Here is a 13659-nt window from a genome sequence, read left to right as displayed (position 1 = left end):
GCCGCAGCGGCCGCGCCAGCCCCGGTTGTTTTCCTGGGCGCGTCAGGCCTGGCCCGGGCGTTACACTGTCGGCCATCCTTGATCGAGATCCCGCTGCCATGCCCATCCACGAAATTCGCCACCCGCTCATCCGCCACAAGCTGGGTCTGATGAGACGCGCCGACCTGAGTACCAAGAACTTTCGTGAAATGGCCCAGGAAGTGGGCGCGCTGCTGACTTACGAGGCAACCCAGGATCTTCCGCTGGAGCCTGTCCGCATTACCGGCTGGGCGGGCGAGCTGGATGTGGAAAAGCTCGCCGGCAAGAAGGTGACGGTGGTACCGATCCTGCGGGCCGGAATCGGGATGCTGGATGGTGTGCTCAGCCTGATCCCGGGCGCCAAGGTCAGCGCCGTCGGCATTTCGCGCAACGAACAAACCCTGCAGGCGCAACCGTACCTGGAAAAGCTGGTCGGCCAGCTCGATCAGCGGCTCGCCCTTATCATCGACCCCATGCTGGCGACGGGCGGGTCCATGATCGCTGCGATCAACATGCTCAAGCAAGCGGGCAGCCACAACGTGCGGGCGCTGGTGCTGGTGGCCGCGCCCGAGGGGATCGCGGCGGTCGAGCGGGCGCACCCGGATGTGCACATTTATACCGCTGCGATCGACGATCATCTGAATGAGAATGGCTACATCATCCCTGGCCTGGGTGACGCGGGCGACCGGATCTTCGGGACGCGCCAGAAGGCGGACTGACGCCCGGGCGGGCTACTTCAGTTATTTTTTGATGCACGATTCATACCGCCTTCAAATTCGTACCGCGTTCAGTTAGCATGGAGTTCATGACTCATCGACGGGAGAACCCCATGGCCACTCGTAAGAACATTTCCACCCAGTCCGCTGGAGACGCCCTGATCGAAGATCTCAAGAGCAGCCTGGACGAGGCCGAGAAGTTCCTGCGCGAGGCGGCGGAGACGACGGGCGACAAGGCCGCCGACCTCCGGGCCCGGGCGCTGCAGGCGCTGGACCAAGGGCGCGAGGCCTTGGCCGACACGCAAGCAAATCTGATCGAGCAGGGGCGCAAGGTTGCGCATGATACGGATGAGTATGTGCAGTCCAATCCCTGGAAGGCCGTCGGGATCGCCGGGGTAGCCGGCCTGCTCCTGGGCGCGCTGATTTCGCGGCGCTGATAGGCATGGCGGCGTTCGGCCGGTCGTTGGCGGACCTGGCGTCGCAGGCGGCCACCCTGGTGGCCACGCGGCTCGAGCTGTTCGGCCTCGAGGCACAGCAGGCGCGTGACCGCTTGCTGTGGCGTCTGGCCGTACTGCTCATGGCTGTCTTTCTGCTGATGCTGGCTCTGCTGGTGGCAACGCTGGCGTTTGCCCTCTCCGTATGGCCTGCGGAATACCGCACGCTCGCGCTAAGCCTCCTGGCGCTCGGTTATGGTGTGCTCGGAGGGCTGCTCCTGCTTTGGCTGTGGGCGCGATTCCAGCGCGATTCCGAACCCTTTGAGGTCACGATCGATGTGCTGAAGGCGGATGCCCAGGCCTTGGGTGCCCGGGCGGCAACGGCTGCGTCGGATCGTCCGCAAACCGGGTCGTCGGGCGGATCGCAGGATCAGGCGCAGACTGGTGGAGACTCTCCATGACGGACCGGGCGGTTTCGCATGTTTCGTCGCCCCAGGAGCGCCGCGTGCGCATCGAACTGCTGCGCCTGCGCGCCAGCTACCAGCGCCTGGAACTTCAGCGCAGCGCCTGCCGGCTGGTGGCGGAATTGCAGCCGCGTGCACTGGCGGCGCAGGCTCGCGATGGCCTGGGGGCGTTGGGTCTGGGGTGGCTGGGGCACAGTCTCGAAGCCGTGCGGCGGTTTCCCCTTCTGCTGTCCCTGGCGTCCACCCTGTTTTCGGGGACGCGTCGGCGGCCTGTGCTGCTGAAGGCGGCCCTGATGGGTGGGCTGATCTGGCTGGGCCGGCATCGATCCAGAAAGCCCGATCAGGACGATCAGCCCTGATCGGGGTGTCGGCGTCTGGTGGTTCCGGCGGGTCGCTATAGACCTAGTTCTCCCCACATGGCGTCCACCCGGGCCTTGACGGCAGCATCCATCTGAATGGGCCGTCCCCATTCGCGTTGGGTTTCACCCGGCCACTTGTTGGTGGCGTCCAGCCCCATCTTGCCGCCCAGCCCCGAGACTGGCGATGCAAAATCCAGGTAGTCGATGGGCGTGTTTTCGACCAGAACTGTGTCCCGCACGGGGTCCATGCGAGTGGTCATTGCCCAGACCACTTCCGTCCATCGACGGATGTCGATGTCGTCGTCCACCACGATGATGAATTTGGTGTACATGAATTGGCGCAGCACACTCCACAGGCCGAACAGGATGCGCTTGGCGTGCCCCGGGTATTGCTTGCGCATCGAGACCACCGCCAGCCGGTAGCTGCAGCCCTCCGGGGGCAGGTAGAAGTCCGTGATCTCAGGAAATTGCCGGCGCAGCAGCGGCACGAAGACTTCGTTGAGAGCCACACCCAAGATGGCGGGTTCGTCTGGAGGCTTGCCAGTGTACGTGCTGTGGTAGATCGGATCGCGCCGGTGGGTGATGCGTTGCACCGTAAAGACGGGGAACCAGTCCTGCTCGTTGTAATACCCTGTGTGGTCCCCGTAGGGGCCCTCCAGCGCCATCTCGTAACCGGTGTCGGGCGGCTCTGGCGCACCTTGCGGCACGGTGGGTACGCGCGCAGCCGGGTGTCCGGCCGGCAGGATGTGACCCTCCAGGACGAACTCGGCCGTGGCCGGGACCAGCAGATCGCTGCCCAGCGTCTGCGTCAGTTCTGTGCGCGAGCCGCGCAACAGTCCGGCAAACTGGTATTCGGAGAGGCTGTCCGGAATTGGCGTGACGGCGGCGAGCGTGGTCGCGGGGTCCGCTCCCAGCGCCACGGCGATGGGAAACGGCTCGCCGGGGTGGGCGAGCGCATGATCACGGAAATCCAGCGCGCCGCCTCGGTGCGAGAGCCAGCGCATGATGAGCTTGTTGCGGCCGATGAGCTGTTGCCGGTAGATGCCCAGGTTCTGGCGCCGCGCGTGAGGCCCGCGTGTGGTCACCAGTCCCCAGGTCAGCAATGGACCCACGTCGTCCGGCCAGCAGCTCTGAAGCGGCAGCGCAGACAGATCCACGTCGTCGGCTTCGAGCACGACTTCCTGGCAGGGCGCTGAGCGGATCGTGCGAGGGTTCATGTCCCAAAGAGCCGACTTCAGGAAGGCGACCTTGGAGATCGCATCGCGCATGCCGTGGGGTGGCGCGGGTTCGCGCAGGGACGCGAGCAGCTCACCGGTCTCGCGCAGGGCGCTGACATCGGCTGCGCCCATGCCCCAGGCCACGCGGTCGGGAGTCCCGAACAGGTTCGTGAGGACGGGCGTGCTGCTCGCCGCGCCGCTGTGGATCGGATGCTCGAACAGCAGGGCGGGTCCACCTGACCGCAGGACCCGGTCGCTGATTTCCGTCATTTCCAGCAGGGTGGACACGGGGTGTGCGATGCGTTTGAGGTCGCCCCGGCTTTCGAGCTGCTGGATGAAGTCTCTGAGGTCGCGGTATTTCACAGGGAATCGTCAATCGGGTTACAGTGGCGTCGTGCCAAAGATTACCACCGACCTTCACCGATCGGCTGCCGGGGCCGTCCATGTCTGATCCTTCCGTGCAAGAACGGGTGCTGCTGGGTTTGCGGGCCGGGATTGCGCCCGTCGGCGAGTTCGTCCACGTCAGCGCCATCTATGTGGGGCTGGCCGTTCTGACCACGTTGGGCCTGAGTCTGGTCCTGCCGTCGATGCGCCAGCAATCCCAGCAGTTGCACGAGGTTGTCCTGACCATGTTCCAGGCCAATGACGGGAGCTACGGAGGACAGGACGATACCGATTCGCCTGACTGGACGGTACCCGCTGTGTCTCCCCCCGTGGCTGCGGTGCCCGGTGCCGGTGCCTCTTCTGGCCCGACTGCCTCCGCGGGCACCAGCCCGCCGGATCAGAAAGCCGCCACCGGCCCGGCCGTGGCGCCCGAGCCCGACGAGAAAATAGCCCAGGAAGGTCAGCTCACCTTTGCTCAGGCACTGCTTGCCAGCATGCAGGACAAGCCCGTCAAGGGTATGACCAGATCCCAGGATCACGGCTTGCGCAGCTATCTCGCCCGCAAATACCGCATCGCGCCCAGCGTGGCGGGGGCGCTGATCCGGACGGCATTTGCCGTAGGGGCCGATGAGCACGTGGATCCTCAGTTGTTGCTGGCGGTGGTTGCGATCGAATCGCGCTATAACCCGTTCGTAGAAAGTTCTGTCGGGGCCCAGGGGTTGATGCAGATCATGGGCAGCGTGCATCGCGACAAGCTCAAGACCAGAGGCGGTCGCGCGGCCGTGTTCAACCCGGTCGTGAACATTCGGGTGGGTGCGCAGATTCTGTCGGACTGCATCCGCCGCCGAGGTTCCGTGCAGGGGGGGCTGGCCTGCTATGTCGGAGCGACGGGTGTGGGCGATGGCGGTTATGGGTCCCGGGTGCTGGCCGAGCGCCGGCGAATGGCCCTGGCCTCGGGGGTTCCGCCTGGCCAGGGCTGATACTTTGTCCGGCTATCAGGCCGGGTCGGTGGTGGCGGCGTCGTGATGCCGCAGTTCTCCCAGGAACCCCGCCATACGGTGAACCGCTTCCTTCAGGCGATCCAGCCCCGTGGCATAGGAAAACCGGACGGTATGCCGCGCAAAGGCTTCGCCGAAATCCAGCCCCGGGACAGCGGCCACATGTGCCTCGTTCAGCAGCCGGCGGCAGAAGGCCGCCCCGTCCAGCCCGAAGTTCTGAACATCGGCAAAGATGTAGAACGCGCCGTCGGGTGCGGCGGGAACGCTCAGGCCCAGATCGGCGAAGGCGGGCAGCAGGTAGTCGCGACGCTCTTTGAAGGACAGCCGCCGCTGCTCGTAGATCCGCATGACTTCGGGCTCGAAGCAGCTCAGGGCAGCGTGCTGCGCCAGCGCCGGAGCGCAGATCACCAGGCTTGCCGCCAGCCGTTCGATGGCCGGCATCATGGCGGCGGGAGCGATCAGCCATCCCAGTCGCCAGCCGGTCATATGGAAGTATTTGGAAAAACTGTTGATGACCAGCAGGTCGTCATCCAGAGTGAGTGCGCTTTGCGGGGTGTCGTCATAGTAGAGGCCCAGGTAGATCTCGTCCATGATCACATAGCCGCCACGTTCGCGCACGGCCGCGATCAGCGCCCTCAGCGCTTCGCGCGGCATGGAGGTGCCGGTGGGGTTGCTGGGCGAAGCGATCAGAACCCCCCGCGTGTGCGGCCCCCAGCAGGCGGCGATGTCGCTGGCCTGAAGCTGGAAGCGGTGTTCGGCCGTGGTTGGCACAAGGCGCGTGGTTCCGCCCGCCGCCATAATGAAGTTTCGGTTGGCAGGGTACGAAGGGTCCGGCATCAGAACCTCATCGCCCGGGTTGACCAGCGAGAGCGCGGCCAGCATCAGCGCGCCGGATGCTCCCGCCGTGATCAGGACGCGCGCCGGATCCACGGCCGCGCCGAATTTCGTCTGGTAGTAATGCGCGATGGCCTCGCGCAGCGCCGGAATGCCGGCCGGTGCGGTATAGCCGCTCAGGCCGGCTTCGGCCGCGCGGTTCATCGTTTCCAGCACGCGGGCTGGCGCCGTGAAGTCTGGCTCGCCGATGCCCAGGCTGATGATGTCGTGCCCCTGGGCGGCCAGTGCCTGGGCCTGCTTGAGGACCTCTACAGCGTAGAATGGCACCGTACGTTCAGTTCTGTCAGCCAGTCGGGGCATGGATGAATCTCGGCTTGGTTCAAAGCCCGATTGTAGCCCGTCACTTCAGGAGCCAGTGCCATGCAGTCCCCGTCCCGCCGCGCCTTTCTGACCGGACGCCGTACGCAGGGCTCCCCGTGGGAGACGTTCCTCGATCGACTGCATCGGGTGGCACAGGGGCGGGTCTACGACTTCTCCACGCCGGTGGGCAGCGCGCGGCTGATTCCGCAGCACATGCAGGATGTCTATCACGCCCGGGCCCTGTGCCTGGAATTTGGCGTTTGCCTCGCACTGGATGGGATTCCCCACGCCTCCCGCCTGGAAGATCAGCCAGTGCTGTGGGTGGAGCCGGGTCACGAGATGGAGCGCCACGAACGCTTGAGCCCGGGCGACTCCCGCTGGTTCGTGCAGCCGGGGTGCATGATTGGCGAGCTGGAGCAGGCGGGCCTGGCGCAGTTCCGGGATGAGCCGCCGCATCTGACAGTCGCGGCCTGGCTGGCGGATCGCAGCAGTTGCGATTGGGATTGCCGCAATACCGCCGCCAGCGGGCTTGTGCACGCGTTGGTTCTTCTGGCCGATGGCACGCAGGCGAATCTGGGGGCTTTCGGCGCGGACAACCGCAAGCCGCTCGACAACCTGCGTGTGCAACGCATGGTATCCCGGCTTTTCGAGCTCAGTGGCGGCGAGGCGGCCGCCGGCCTGCGGCAGGGCGCCTGGTGGAACGGCCGCTACCGGCTCGACGCCTTGCAGGTGGATGGCGGGCAATCGCTGAACCTGGCTCATCTTCTGCTGGGCCATGGTGGTGAATTGGGCTGGGTCGAGTGGCTGGTTTTCGACGAGCGTCTCGGCCAGCCGCTGCAGCGCGACTATGCGGACCGTTACGGTCAGCGCCCCGGCAGTGCTCTGGCGGACGTCCCCGTCGACCGGGATGTAAAGCTGCTGTTCGATCCAGACTGCCTGTTCCCCGCCCATGCGCAGCAGTTCTCATAGCATTCGATTGGTGCGTGTCATCGTCCGCTGCAAGCGGCTAGAATGGCTGGCATAGTCACTTTCATTTACGGATCAAGGCAACTTCATCATGGACGAATCGTTGCGTGCGGCGGCTCTGGAATATCACGAACATGGCCGCCCCGGGAAAATCTCTGTCACCCCGACCAAGCAGTTGTCCAACCAGCGCGATCTTGCGCTGGCATACACACCGGGCGTTGCCGCTGCTTGCGAAGAGATCGTCGCCGATCCGCACAATGCTTTCCGTTTCACCGGGCGTGGCAATCTGGTGGGGGTGATCACCAATGGCACGGCCGTTCTGGGCCTGGGCGCGATCGGGCCGCTGGCTGCCAAGCCAGTCATGGAGGGCAAGGCCGTCCTGTTCAAGAAGTTTTCCGGTCTGGACGTCTTCGACATCGAGATCAACGAGCGCGATCCGGACAAACTGGTGGACATCATCGCCGGCCTGGAGCCGACCTTTGGCGGCATCAACCTTGAAGACATCAAGGCGCCCGAGTGCTTCGAGGTCGAGCGCAAGCTGCGGGAACGCATGAAGATCCCCGTGTTTCACGATGACCAGCACGGGACTGCGATCTGCGTCACGGCCGCATTCATCAACGGGCTGGAAGTGGTGGGCAAGGACATCTCCAAGGTCAAGGTAGTGGTCTCCGGGGCTGGGGCCGCCGCGATGGGCTGCCTGGACCTGATGATGGACGTGGGGCTGCCGGTGGAACACGTCTGGGTGTCCGACATTGAAGGCGTGGTCTACGAGGGCCGCACCACTCTGATGGACGAGAAAAAGGCCCGCTTCGCCAAAAAGACCGACGCGCGCACGCTGGGTGACATCATTGGCGACGCAGACGTGTTCCTGGGCTTGTCGGCCGGGGGCGTGCTCAAGCCGGCCATGGTCAAGAAAATGGCCGAACGGCCACTGATCCTGGCCCTGGCCAACCCCAACCCAGAGATCCTGCCGTCGGATGCGATCGAGGCCCGCCCCGACGCGGTGATCGCGACCGGGCGGTCGGACTTCCCCAATCAGGTCAACAACGTCCTGTGCTTTCCCTACATCTTCAGAGGTGCCTTGGACGTAGGGGCGACCACGATCACACGCGGCATGGAAAAGGCGGCAGCCCTGGCCATGTGCAAGCTGGCGCGCGAAGAACAGAACGACGTGGTGGCTGCTGCTTACGGTCTGTACGACGTCTCTTTCGGGCCCAAGTATTTCATTCCTAAGCCGTTCGACCCGCGCCTGATCGTGCGGATTTCGCCGGCCGTGGCGCAGGCGGCCATGGAAGACGGCGTGGCGACGCGCCCGATCGCCGATCTGAAGAGCTACGCGAGCCAACTCGAGCAGTTCGTGTACCATTCCGGCGCCTTCATGAAGCCCCTGTTCTCGGCGGCCCGCGCCATGGTGCTCGAGGGCGGGAAATCCCGCATCGTGTTTGCCGAAGGCGAAGACGAACGTGTGCTGCGCGCCGTGCAGATCGTGGTGGACGAAGGCCTGGCACGGCCCATCCTGATCGGCCGGCCAGCGGTGCTGGCGGCCCGCATCGAAAAATATGGCTTGCGCATCCACCTGGATCGGGATGTGGAGGTCACCAATCCGGAGCACGACGAGCGCTTTCATCAGTACTGGACGACCTATTGGGAACTCATGTGCCGCCGCGGCATCACCAAGGAAATGGCGCGGGTCGAGATGCGCCGCCGCCTGACGCTCATCGGTGCCATGATGGTGCGCCTGGGGGATGCCGACGGCATGATTTGTGGAACCGTGGGCTCGTACGGTAACCACCTGCGCTTCATCGACGAGGTGCTGGGACGCCAGACCGGAACCCATACCTATGCGGCCATGAACATCCTGCTGCTGGATGAGCGCACCATCGCGCTGGCTGATACGCACGTGAACGACAACCCTGACGCTGCCCAGATCGCGGAGATCACGCTCCTGGCCGCCGAAGAAATGCGCCGCCTGAACATCGTCCCCAAGGTCGCCCTGTTGTCGCGCTCAAACTTCGGCACCGGCAGTTCTTCTTCGGGTGAAAAGATGCGGGCTGCGCTGGCGCTGGTACGCGAGCGGGATCCGGAACTGGAAATCGATGGTGAAATGCACGGCGACTGTGCTCTGGATCCGTCGTTGCGCGAGCGCATCCTGCCGTCCACGACTCTGCATGGAGAAGCCAATCTGCTGATTTGCCCCAGCGTGGATGCCGGCAACATTGCCTACAACCTGCTGAAGACGGCGGCGGGCGGGAACGTCGCGGTGGGCCCGTTCCTGCTGGGGGCCAGCGCCCCGGTGCATATCCTGACCTCCAGTTCGACCGTGCGCCGTATCGTCAACATGGCCGCGCTGACCGTGGTCGATGCCAACAAGCCACGCCACCCCTGAAAGACCGGCTGTCGGGCTGGTCCTGACTGGCGGCGGTGCACGCGCCGCCTATCAGGCTGGCGTGTTGTCCGGCATCCTGGATGTTCTGGACCCTGACCGGAAACCGGGGTTCCGCAATCCGTTTGCCATCATCAGCGGCACCTCTGCAGGTGCCATCAACGCCGCGGCGCTCGCCTGCCGGGCGCATCAGACTCACCGCGCTGCGGACCATCTGTGCCGCCTGTGGGGGTCGTTGCGCACCCCCGATATCTACTATGCCGATGCGCCCCATCTGCTGGCTTCAGCACTGCAGTGGTTTGGTATGTTCGGCCTGGGGTGGATTCGGCCGCAACTGGCTCACCACGCGCCGCATTCGCTGCTGAACAATGAACCCCTGACCGGGCTGCTGGCGCGGGCGATGAATTTCTCGCGCTTGCGCACCAATCTGGACCGCGGGCATCTGGATGCCCTGGCCATTACGGCGACAGCCTATACGACCGGCGAGCATCTCACCTTCTATCAGGCGCGCCGGACCATCCAGCCCTGGACCCGGACCATGCGCCGTGCGGTGGCCTGCGACATTGGGGTGGACCACTTGATGGCATCCAGTGCCATCCCTTTCGTGTTCCCGGCGCGCGCCATTCTGACGGGTGGTCATACCCTCTGGTGCGGTGACGGGTCCATGCGCCAACTGGCGCCCATCAGTCCAGTCATTCATCTGGGGGCCGATCGGGTCTTCGTGGTGAGCACCAATTTCGACGAGGAACCCCACCTGGAAAGGTGCGAACTCAGTCCGCCTTACCCCAATTTGGCGCAGATTGCCGGACACACCTTGTCAAACATTTTCCTGGACGGCGTGTCCATCGATCTGGAGCGGATGGAGCGCATCAATGAGCTGCTTGCACGAATCCCGACAAATGGATTAAAAAGCGAGTCACTGCGACCCATCCATACCTTGATGATCGCGCCCAGCCGCTCGCTAGACGAGCTGGCGCTTGAGCACCTGGATGAACTGCCGCGTGCCGTGCGTACCCTGTTCCGTGTGCTGGGTGTTTCACCGCGAAAAGTCGAGGCAGGGGGGGGTGCGTTGGCGTCCTACCTGCTCTTCGAGGCAGGGTATACCCAGGAGCTGATTGCACTGGGCAGGGCAGACAGCATGAACCATGCTGAGAAGGTCATCGCTTTTTTCAAGGAGTGGTCCGCATGAGTTCGGCCCAGATCAAAAAAATGCTCACCCAGGGCGTCGTGGATGCCGAGGTGGTTCCCGAGCACGATGCCCTGGCCGCGGCGACCGAGGCTGGTCTGTCGGCGTTCGTCGTGGACTGTGATCGGGCTCGCAATCGTTCGGCGGTCCTGCGTGCGGTGGTCAAGGCGATCGACTATCCGGAATTCTTCGGCGGCAATCTGGACGCACTCTACGACTGCCTGTGCGACACGCTTCTGGACCAGAAGGTGGGGCTGTTCCTGTGGTTCCGCCATCTCCATTCGGGCGATCCTGCTCTGGCAGAAGACGCCGAAGCCATCGCGTTGGTCTGCAACGACGTGGTCGAGTTCGGCCGGAACAACGAGCGGCGCTTTGCCTACGCCGTCCAGCATGCGGGTGCCCATCCAGCCCCAGAGCCTGGCGTGGATCCCACCCCCTATTCGGGACGTGCGGAAGTCTGACCCTTCACCAGCCCAGCAACGCCGTGGCGGCGGCCACGATGGCCACGCCGGCCGTCTCGGTGCGCAGCACGCGGGGCCCGAACTGGACGGCCTGCAGCGCCTGCCGGCGCGCCTGGGCAAGCTCTTCGGCCGACCACCCGCCTTCGGGTCCAATCACGAAATTCACTTCGTCCTTCACGCCCCGCAGTGTCGAGGCGAAGGATTGAGCCCCGTCGGGATGGCAGAACAGAACGGGACCCGACAGTCCATTGAGACCGTGCGCGAGCGGCACGGGTGCGTGAACCCGCATCAGGCGATTGCGCCCACATTGTTCGCTGGCCGCTTGCACGATTGCGCACCAGTGTTCCAGGCGCTTTTCCAGCCGTGTGCCGGTCAGCCTGAGCACGCTGCGATCCGCCGCGATCGGATGCAGGTCGCTCACCCCCAGTTCCACGGCCTTTTCAACCACCCAGTCCATCTTGTCGCCCGAGGCGATGCCCTGGATCAGATGGATGCGGCCCTGCAGCTCGCATTCGATGGGTTCGTGCGCGCCGGTGCTGGCCTGCGGGGCGGTGCTGGATGTGCTGAGGGTGGCCGGGTACTGGCCGCCCCGGCCGTCGAACAGAATCACGGCATCGCCATGGGCCAGCCGCAGTGCACGCAAGGCGTGATGGGCTGTGGCAGCCGGCAGCTCGATGGTCGTGTGAGCCTGCAGGGGGGTGGGGCAGAAGAAGCGGGGAGCTGGCATGGGGGCTTGGATGGTAAAATCCGAGGCTTTGTCACCCTGTATTTTAGGGTGGGCGCATGGCGCGTGCCATGATGCCGTTCCGACCGAGATTCCTATGAGTGCTTTGCCCGCCCCAGATCCTTCCATGGCCAATGCAATTCGTGTGCTGGCCATGGATGCCGTGCAACAAGCCAAGTCCGGGCACCCCGGTGCGCCGATGGGGATGGCCGACATTGCCCATGTGCTCTGGACACGCCATCTGCGGCACAATCCGGCGGATCCTGCCTGGATCGATCGCGACCGGTTCGTGCTGTCCAACGGCCACGGCTCGATGCTGCTCTATGCGCTGCTGCACCTGACGGGCTACGACCTGCCCATGGCGGAACTCCGCCAGTTCCGCCAGTTGCATTCGCGTACGCCCGGGCACCCCGAGGTCGGCGTCACCCCAGGTGTGGAGACCACCACCGGCCCGCTGGGCCAGGGGCTGGCCAATGGCGTGGGGATGGCGCTCGCGCAGGCGCTGCTGGCGCAGGAATTCAATCGTCCTGGCCACACCGTCATCGATCACGACACCTATGTGTTCGTTGGTGACGGCTGCCTGATGGAAGGCATTTCCCACGAAGCGTGCTCGCTGGCTGGCACGCTGGGGCTGTCTCGCCTGATCGTGTTCTACGATGACAACGGCATTTCCATCGATGGCCACGTGGAAAACTGGTTTGCGGACGACACCCCGTCGCGTTTCGAGGCCTATGGCTGGTATGTGTTGCGCGACGTGGACGGGCACGACATGACCGCCATCGAGGCCGCGATCGTACAGGCGCGCGCGCATGCGGCATCCGGGCGGGGACCGACCCTGATCTGCTGCCGGACCGTCATCGGGCGCGGGGCACCCAACAAGGCCGGATCGGAAAAGGTCCACGGCTCGCCGCTGGGGGCTGAAGAGGTCGCAGCAACCCGCAAGGCGCTGGGCTGGACCCATCCGCCCTTCGAAATCCCGCAGGACGTCTACGATTATTGGGACGGTCGAGCGCGGGGCGCCAGGCAGCAGTCTGACTGGCAGTCGCGCTTCGATCGTTATGCGGCTCAGTATCCCGATCTCGCGGCAGAGCTGCGCCGCCGCATGGCAGGCAAGCTGCCGGTCGATTTCGTCGAGCGCGCGCGTGCCTTCGTGCAGTCTACACAGGACAAGGCGGAATCCATCGCCACACGCAAGGCGTCGCAGCAGGCCATCCAGGCTTTTGCCGCCATGCTCCCCGAATTGCTCGGAGGATCGGCCGACCTGACCGGTTCGAACTTCACTGACTGGCCGGGCGTGGAACCCCTTCGCCGCGGGGCCCAGCATCTGCAGCCGGGGCGGCACATCAATTTCGGCGTGCGGGAATTCGGCATGGCGGCGATCCTGAACGGCATTGCGCTGCATGGCGGGTATCTTCCCTTCGGTGGAACCTTCCTCACCTTCTCGGACTATTCCCGCAATGCGCTGCGCATGGCGTCGCTCATGCGCCAGCGCGTCATTCATGTCTTCACCCACGATTCCATCGGCCTGGGCGAGGACGGTCCCACGCACCAGCCGATCGAACACGCAGGCAGCCTGAGGCTCATTCCCAATCTGCATGTCTGGCGCCCCTGCGACACCACAGAAACCGCTGTGGCCTGGCAGATGGCCTTGTCGCGCCCCGCCAGCGTGGGCATGGACGTCCAGGGCGGCGGCCCCTCCGCGCTGTTGCTGTCGCGACAGAACCTGCCTTTCGTCGCGCGCGATGCGGCCACGACCGAGGCCATCTCCCGGGGCGGGTATGTCTTGCGCGATATGGTCGGCGCCCGCGCCGTCATCATCGCCACGGGTTCAGAAGTCGAACTCGCCCTTCAGGCCCAGGACCAGCTCGCCGCGCGCGGCGTAGCGACACGGGTAGCGTCCATGCCCTGCACCCAGATCTTCGATGTGCAAGATGCCGGTTGGCGGGCTGCCGTGCTGCCGCCCGACCTCCCGCGCGTGGCGGTCGAGGCGGGTGGAACCACCACTTGGTACAAGTACGTGGGCACCACTGGCGCCGTCGTGGGGATCGACACGTTTGGCGAGTCCGCACCGGCCGGCGTGCTGTTCAAATATTTCAATCTGACGGCGGCACATGTGGCCGCCGCCGTCGAGCAGCTTTTGTAAACAGGAGAACCA

General features: G+C 64.8%; 13 protein-coding genes. 10 read left to right on the top strand and 3 right to left on the bottom strand.

The features are described from left to right. Positions 1–98: 98 nt before the first annotated feature. The 4 genes from upp to EPN31_RS00435 all read left to right on the top strand — a co-directional run bounded on the left by upp (position 99) and on the right by EPN31_RS00435 (position 1991). Complete coding sequence (upp, locus tag EPN31_RS00450; protein ID WP_291768054.1) at positions 99–737, top strand: uracil phosphoribosyltransferase; 639 nt, start codon at positions 99–101, stop codon at positions 735–737. A 110-nt stretch (positions 738–847) separates the two neighbouring features. Further along, complete coding sequence (locus EPN31_RS00445; protein WP_291768053.1) at positions 848–1171, top strand: YqjD family protein; 324 nt, start codon at positions 848–850, stop codon at positions 1169–1171. Positions 1172–1176: 5 nt separating this feature from the next. Beyond that, positions 1177–1629 carry a phage holin family protein gene (locus EPN31_RS00440; RefSeq protein ID WP_291768052.1) on the top strand — a complete coding sequence of 151 codons (453 nt, stop codon included), beginning with the start codon at positions 1177–1179 and terminating at the stop codon, positions 1627–1629. After that, positions 1626–1991 carry a hypothetical protein gene (locus EPN31_RS00435; protein WP_291768051.1) on the top strand — a complete coding sequence of 122 codons (366 nt, stop codon included), beginning with the start codon at positions 1626–1628 and terminating at the stop codon, positions 1989–1991. The genes EPN31_RS00440 and EPN31_RS00435 overlap by 4 nt, the downstream gene beginning before the upstream one ends. A gap of 35 nt (positions 1992–2026) precedes the next feature. Here EPN31_RS00435 and ubiD read toward each other — a convergent pair whose 3' ends face one another. Next, on the bottom strand, positions 2027–3571 hold the full coding sequence (gene ubiD / locus EPN31_RS00430; protein ID WP_291768050.1) for a 4-hydroxy-3-polyprenylbenzoate decarboxylase: 1545 nt from the start codon (positions 3569–3571) through the stop codon (positions 2027–2029). A gap of 80 nt (positions 3572–3651) precedes the next feature. On the opposite strand from ubiD, the gene EPN31_RS00425 reads away from it, so the two are divergent. After that, complete coding sequence (locus EPN31_RS00425) at positions 3652–4572, top strand: lytic transglycosylase domain-containing protein (protein WP_291768049.1); 921 nt, start codon at positions 3652–3654, stop codon at positions 4570–4572. A 15-nt stretch (positions 4573–4587) separates the two neighbouring features. On the opposite strand, the gene EPN31_RS00420 is transcribed toward EPN31_RS00425, so the two are convergent. Next, on the bottom strand, positions 4588–5784 hold the full coding sequence (locus tag EPN31_RS00420; RefSeq protein WP_291768048.1) for a pyridoxal phosphate-dependent aminotransferase: 1197 nt from the start codon (positions 5782–5784) through the stop codon (positions 4588–4590). Positions 5785–5844: 60 nt separating this feature from the next. Here EPN31_RS00420 and EPN31_RS00415 point away from each other — a divergent pair, with 60 nt between their 5' ends. The 4 genes from EPN31_RS00415 (at position 5845) to EPN31_RS00400 (ending at position 10780) form a co-directional block, all read left to right on the top strand. After that, complete coding sequence (locus tag EPN31_RS00415; protein ID WP_291768047.1) at positions 5845–6753, top strand: hypothetical protein; 909 nt, start codon at positions 5845–5847, stop codon at positions 6751–6753. Between the two features lie 88 nt (positions 6754–6841). Continuing rightward, on the top strand, positions 6842–9136 hold the full coding sequence (locus tag EPN31_RS00410; RefSeq protein ID WP_291768046.1) for an NADP-dependent malic enzyme: 2295 nt from the start codon (positions 6842–6844) through the stop codon (positions 9134–9136). Next, positions 9111–10322, top strand: a complete 1212-nt coding sequence (locus EPN31_RS00405) for a patatin-like phospholipase family protein (protein ID WP_291768045.1) — start codon at positions 9111–9113, stop codon at positions 10320–10322. Before EPN31_RS00410 ends, EPN31_RS00405 begins: the two co-directional genes overlap by 26 nt. Further along, positions 10319–10780 (top strand): barstar family protein, encoded by a 462-nt coding sequence (locus EPN31_RS00400; RefSeq protein ID WP_291768044.1) that lies wholly within the window; start codon positions 10319–10321, stop codon positions 10778–10780. Before EPN31_RS00405 ends, EPN31_RS00400 begins: the two co-directional genes overlap by 4 nt. 4 nt (positions 10781–10784) lie before the next feature. Here EPN31_RS00400 and EPN31_RS00395 read toward each other — a convergent pair whose 3' ends face one another. Then, positions 10785–11507, bottom strand: coding sequence for a 16S rRNA (uracil(1498)-N(3))-methyltransferase (locus EPN31_RS00395; RefSeq protein ID WP_291768043.1), 723 nt, complete (start codon positions 11505–11507; stop codon positions 10785–10787). A 94-nt stretch (positions 11508–11601) separates the two neighbouring features. Here EPN31_RS00395 and tkt point away from each other — a divergent pair, with 94 nt between their 5' ends. Then, complete coding sequence (gene tkt, locus EPN31_RS00390; protein ID WP_291768042.1) at positions 11602–13647, top strand: transketolase; 2046 nt, start codon at positions 11602–11604, stop codon at positions 13645–13647. Positions 13648–13659: the final 12 nt, after the last annotated feature.

Origin of the sequence: Castellaniella sp. (assembly GCF_004321985.1) — a bacterium.
Taxonomy (GTDB): domain Bacteria; phylum Pseudomonadota; class Gammaproteobacteria; order Burkholderiales; family Burkholderiaceae_B; genus Castellaniella.
This window is presented reverse-complemented; position numbering and strand designations above follow the sequence as displayed.

Excerpts from the sequence above, each read along its gene's own strand:
- upp (WP_291768054.1), top strand. The coding sequence starts at position 99 with ATGCCCATCCACGAAATTCGCCACCCGCTCATCCGCCACAAGCTGGGT.
- EPN31_RS00445 (WP_291768053.1), top strand. The coding sequence starts at position 848 with ATGGCCACTCGTAAGAACATTTCCACCCAGTCCGCTGGAGACGCCCTG.
- EPN31_RS00440 (WP_291768052.1), top strand. The coding sequence starts at position 1,177 with ATGGCGGCGTTCGGCCGGTCGTTGGCGGACCTGGCGTCGCAGGCGGCC.
- EPN31_RS00435 (WP_291768051.1), top strand. The coding sequence starts at position 1,626 with ATGACGGACCGGGCGGTTTCGCATGTTTCGTCGCCCCAGGAGCGCCGC.
- EPN31_RS00425 (WP_291768049.1), top strand. The coding sequence starts at position 3,652 with ATGTCTGATCCTTCCGTGCAAGAACGGGTGCTGCTGGGTTTGCGGGCC.
- EPN31_RS00420 (WP_291768048.1), bottom strand. The coding sequence starts at position 5,784 with ATGCCCCGACTGGCTGACAGAACTGAACGTACGGTGCCATTCTACGCT.
- EPN31_RS00415 (WP_291768047.1), top strand. The coding sequence starts at position 5,845 with ATGCAGTCCCCGTCCCGCCGCGCCTTTCTGACCGGACGCCGTACGCAG.
- EPN31_RS00410 (WP_291768046.1), top strand. The coding sequence starts at position 6,842 with ATGGACGAATCGTTGCGTGCGGCGGCTCTGGAATATCACGAACATGGC.
- EPN31_RS00405 (WP_291768045.1), top strand. The coding sequence starts at position 9,111 with ATGCCAACAAGCCACGCCACCCCTGAAAGACCGGCTGTCGGGCTGGTC.
- EPN31_RS00400 (WP_291768044.1), top strand. The coding sequence starts at position 10,319 with ATGAGTTCGGCCCAGATCAAAAAAATGCTCACCCAGGGCGTCGTGGAT.
- EPN31_RS00395 (WP_291768043.1), bottom strand. The coding sequence starts at position 11,507 with ATGCCAGCTCCCCGCTTCTTCTGCCCCACCCCCCTGCAGGCTCACACG.
- tkt (WP_291768042.1), top strand. The coding sequence starts at position 11,602 with ATGAGTGCTTTGCCCGCCCCAGATCCTTCCATGGCCAATGCAATTCGT.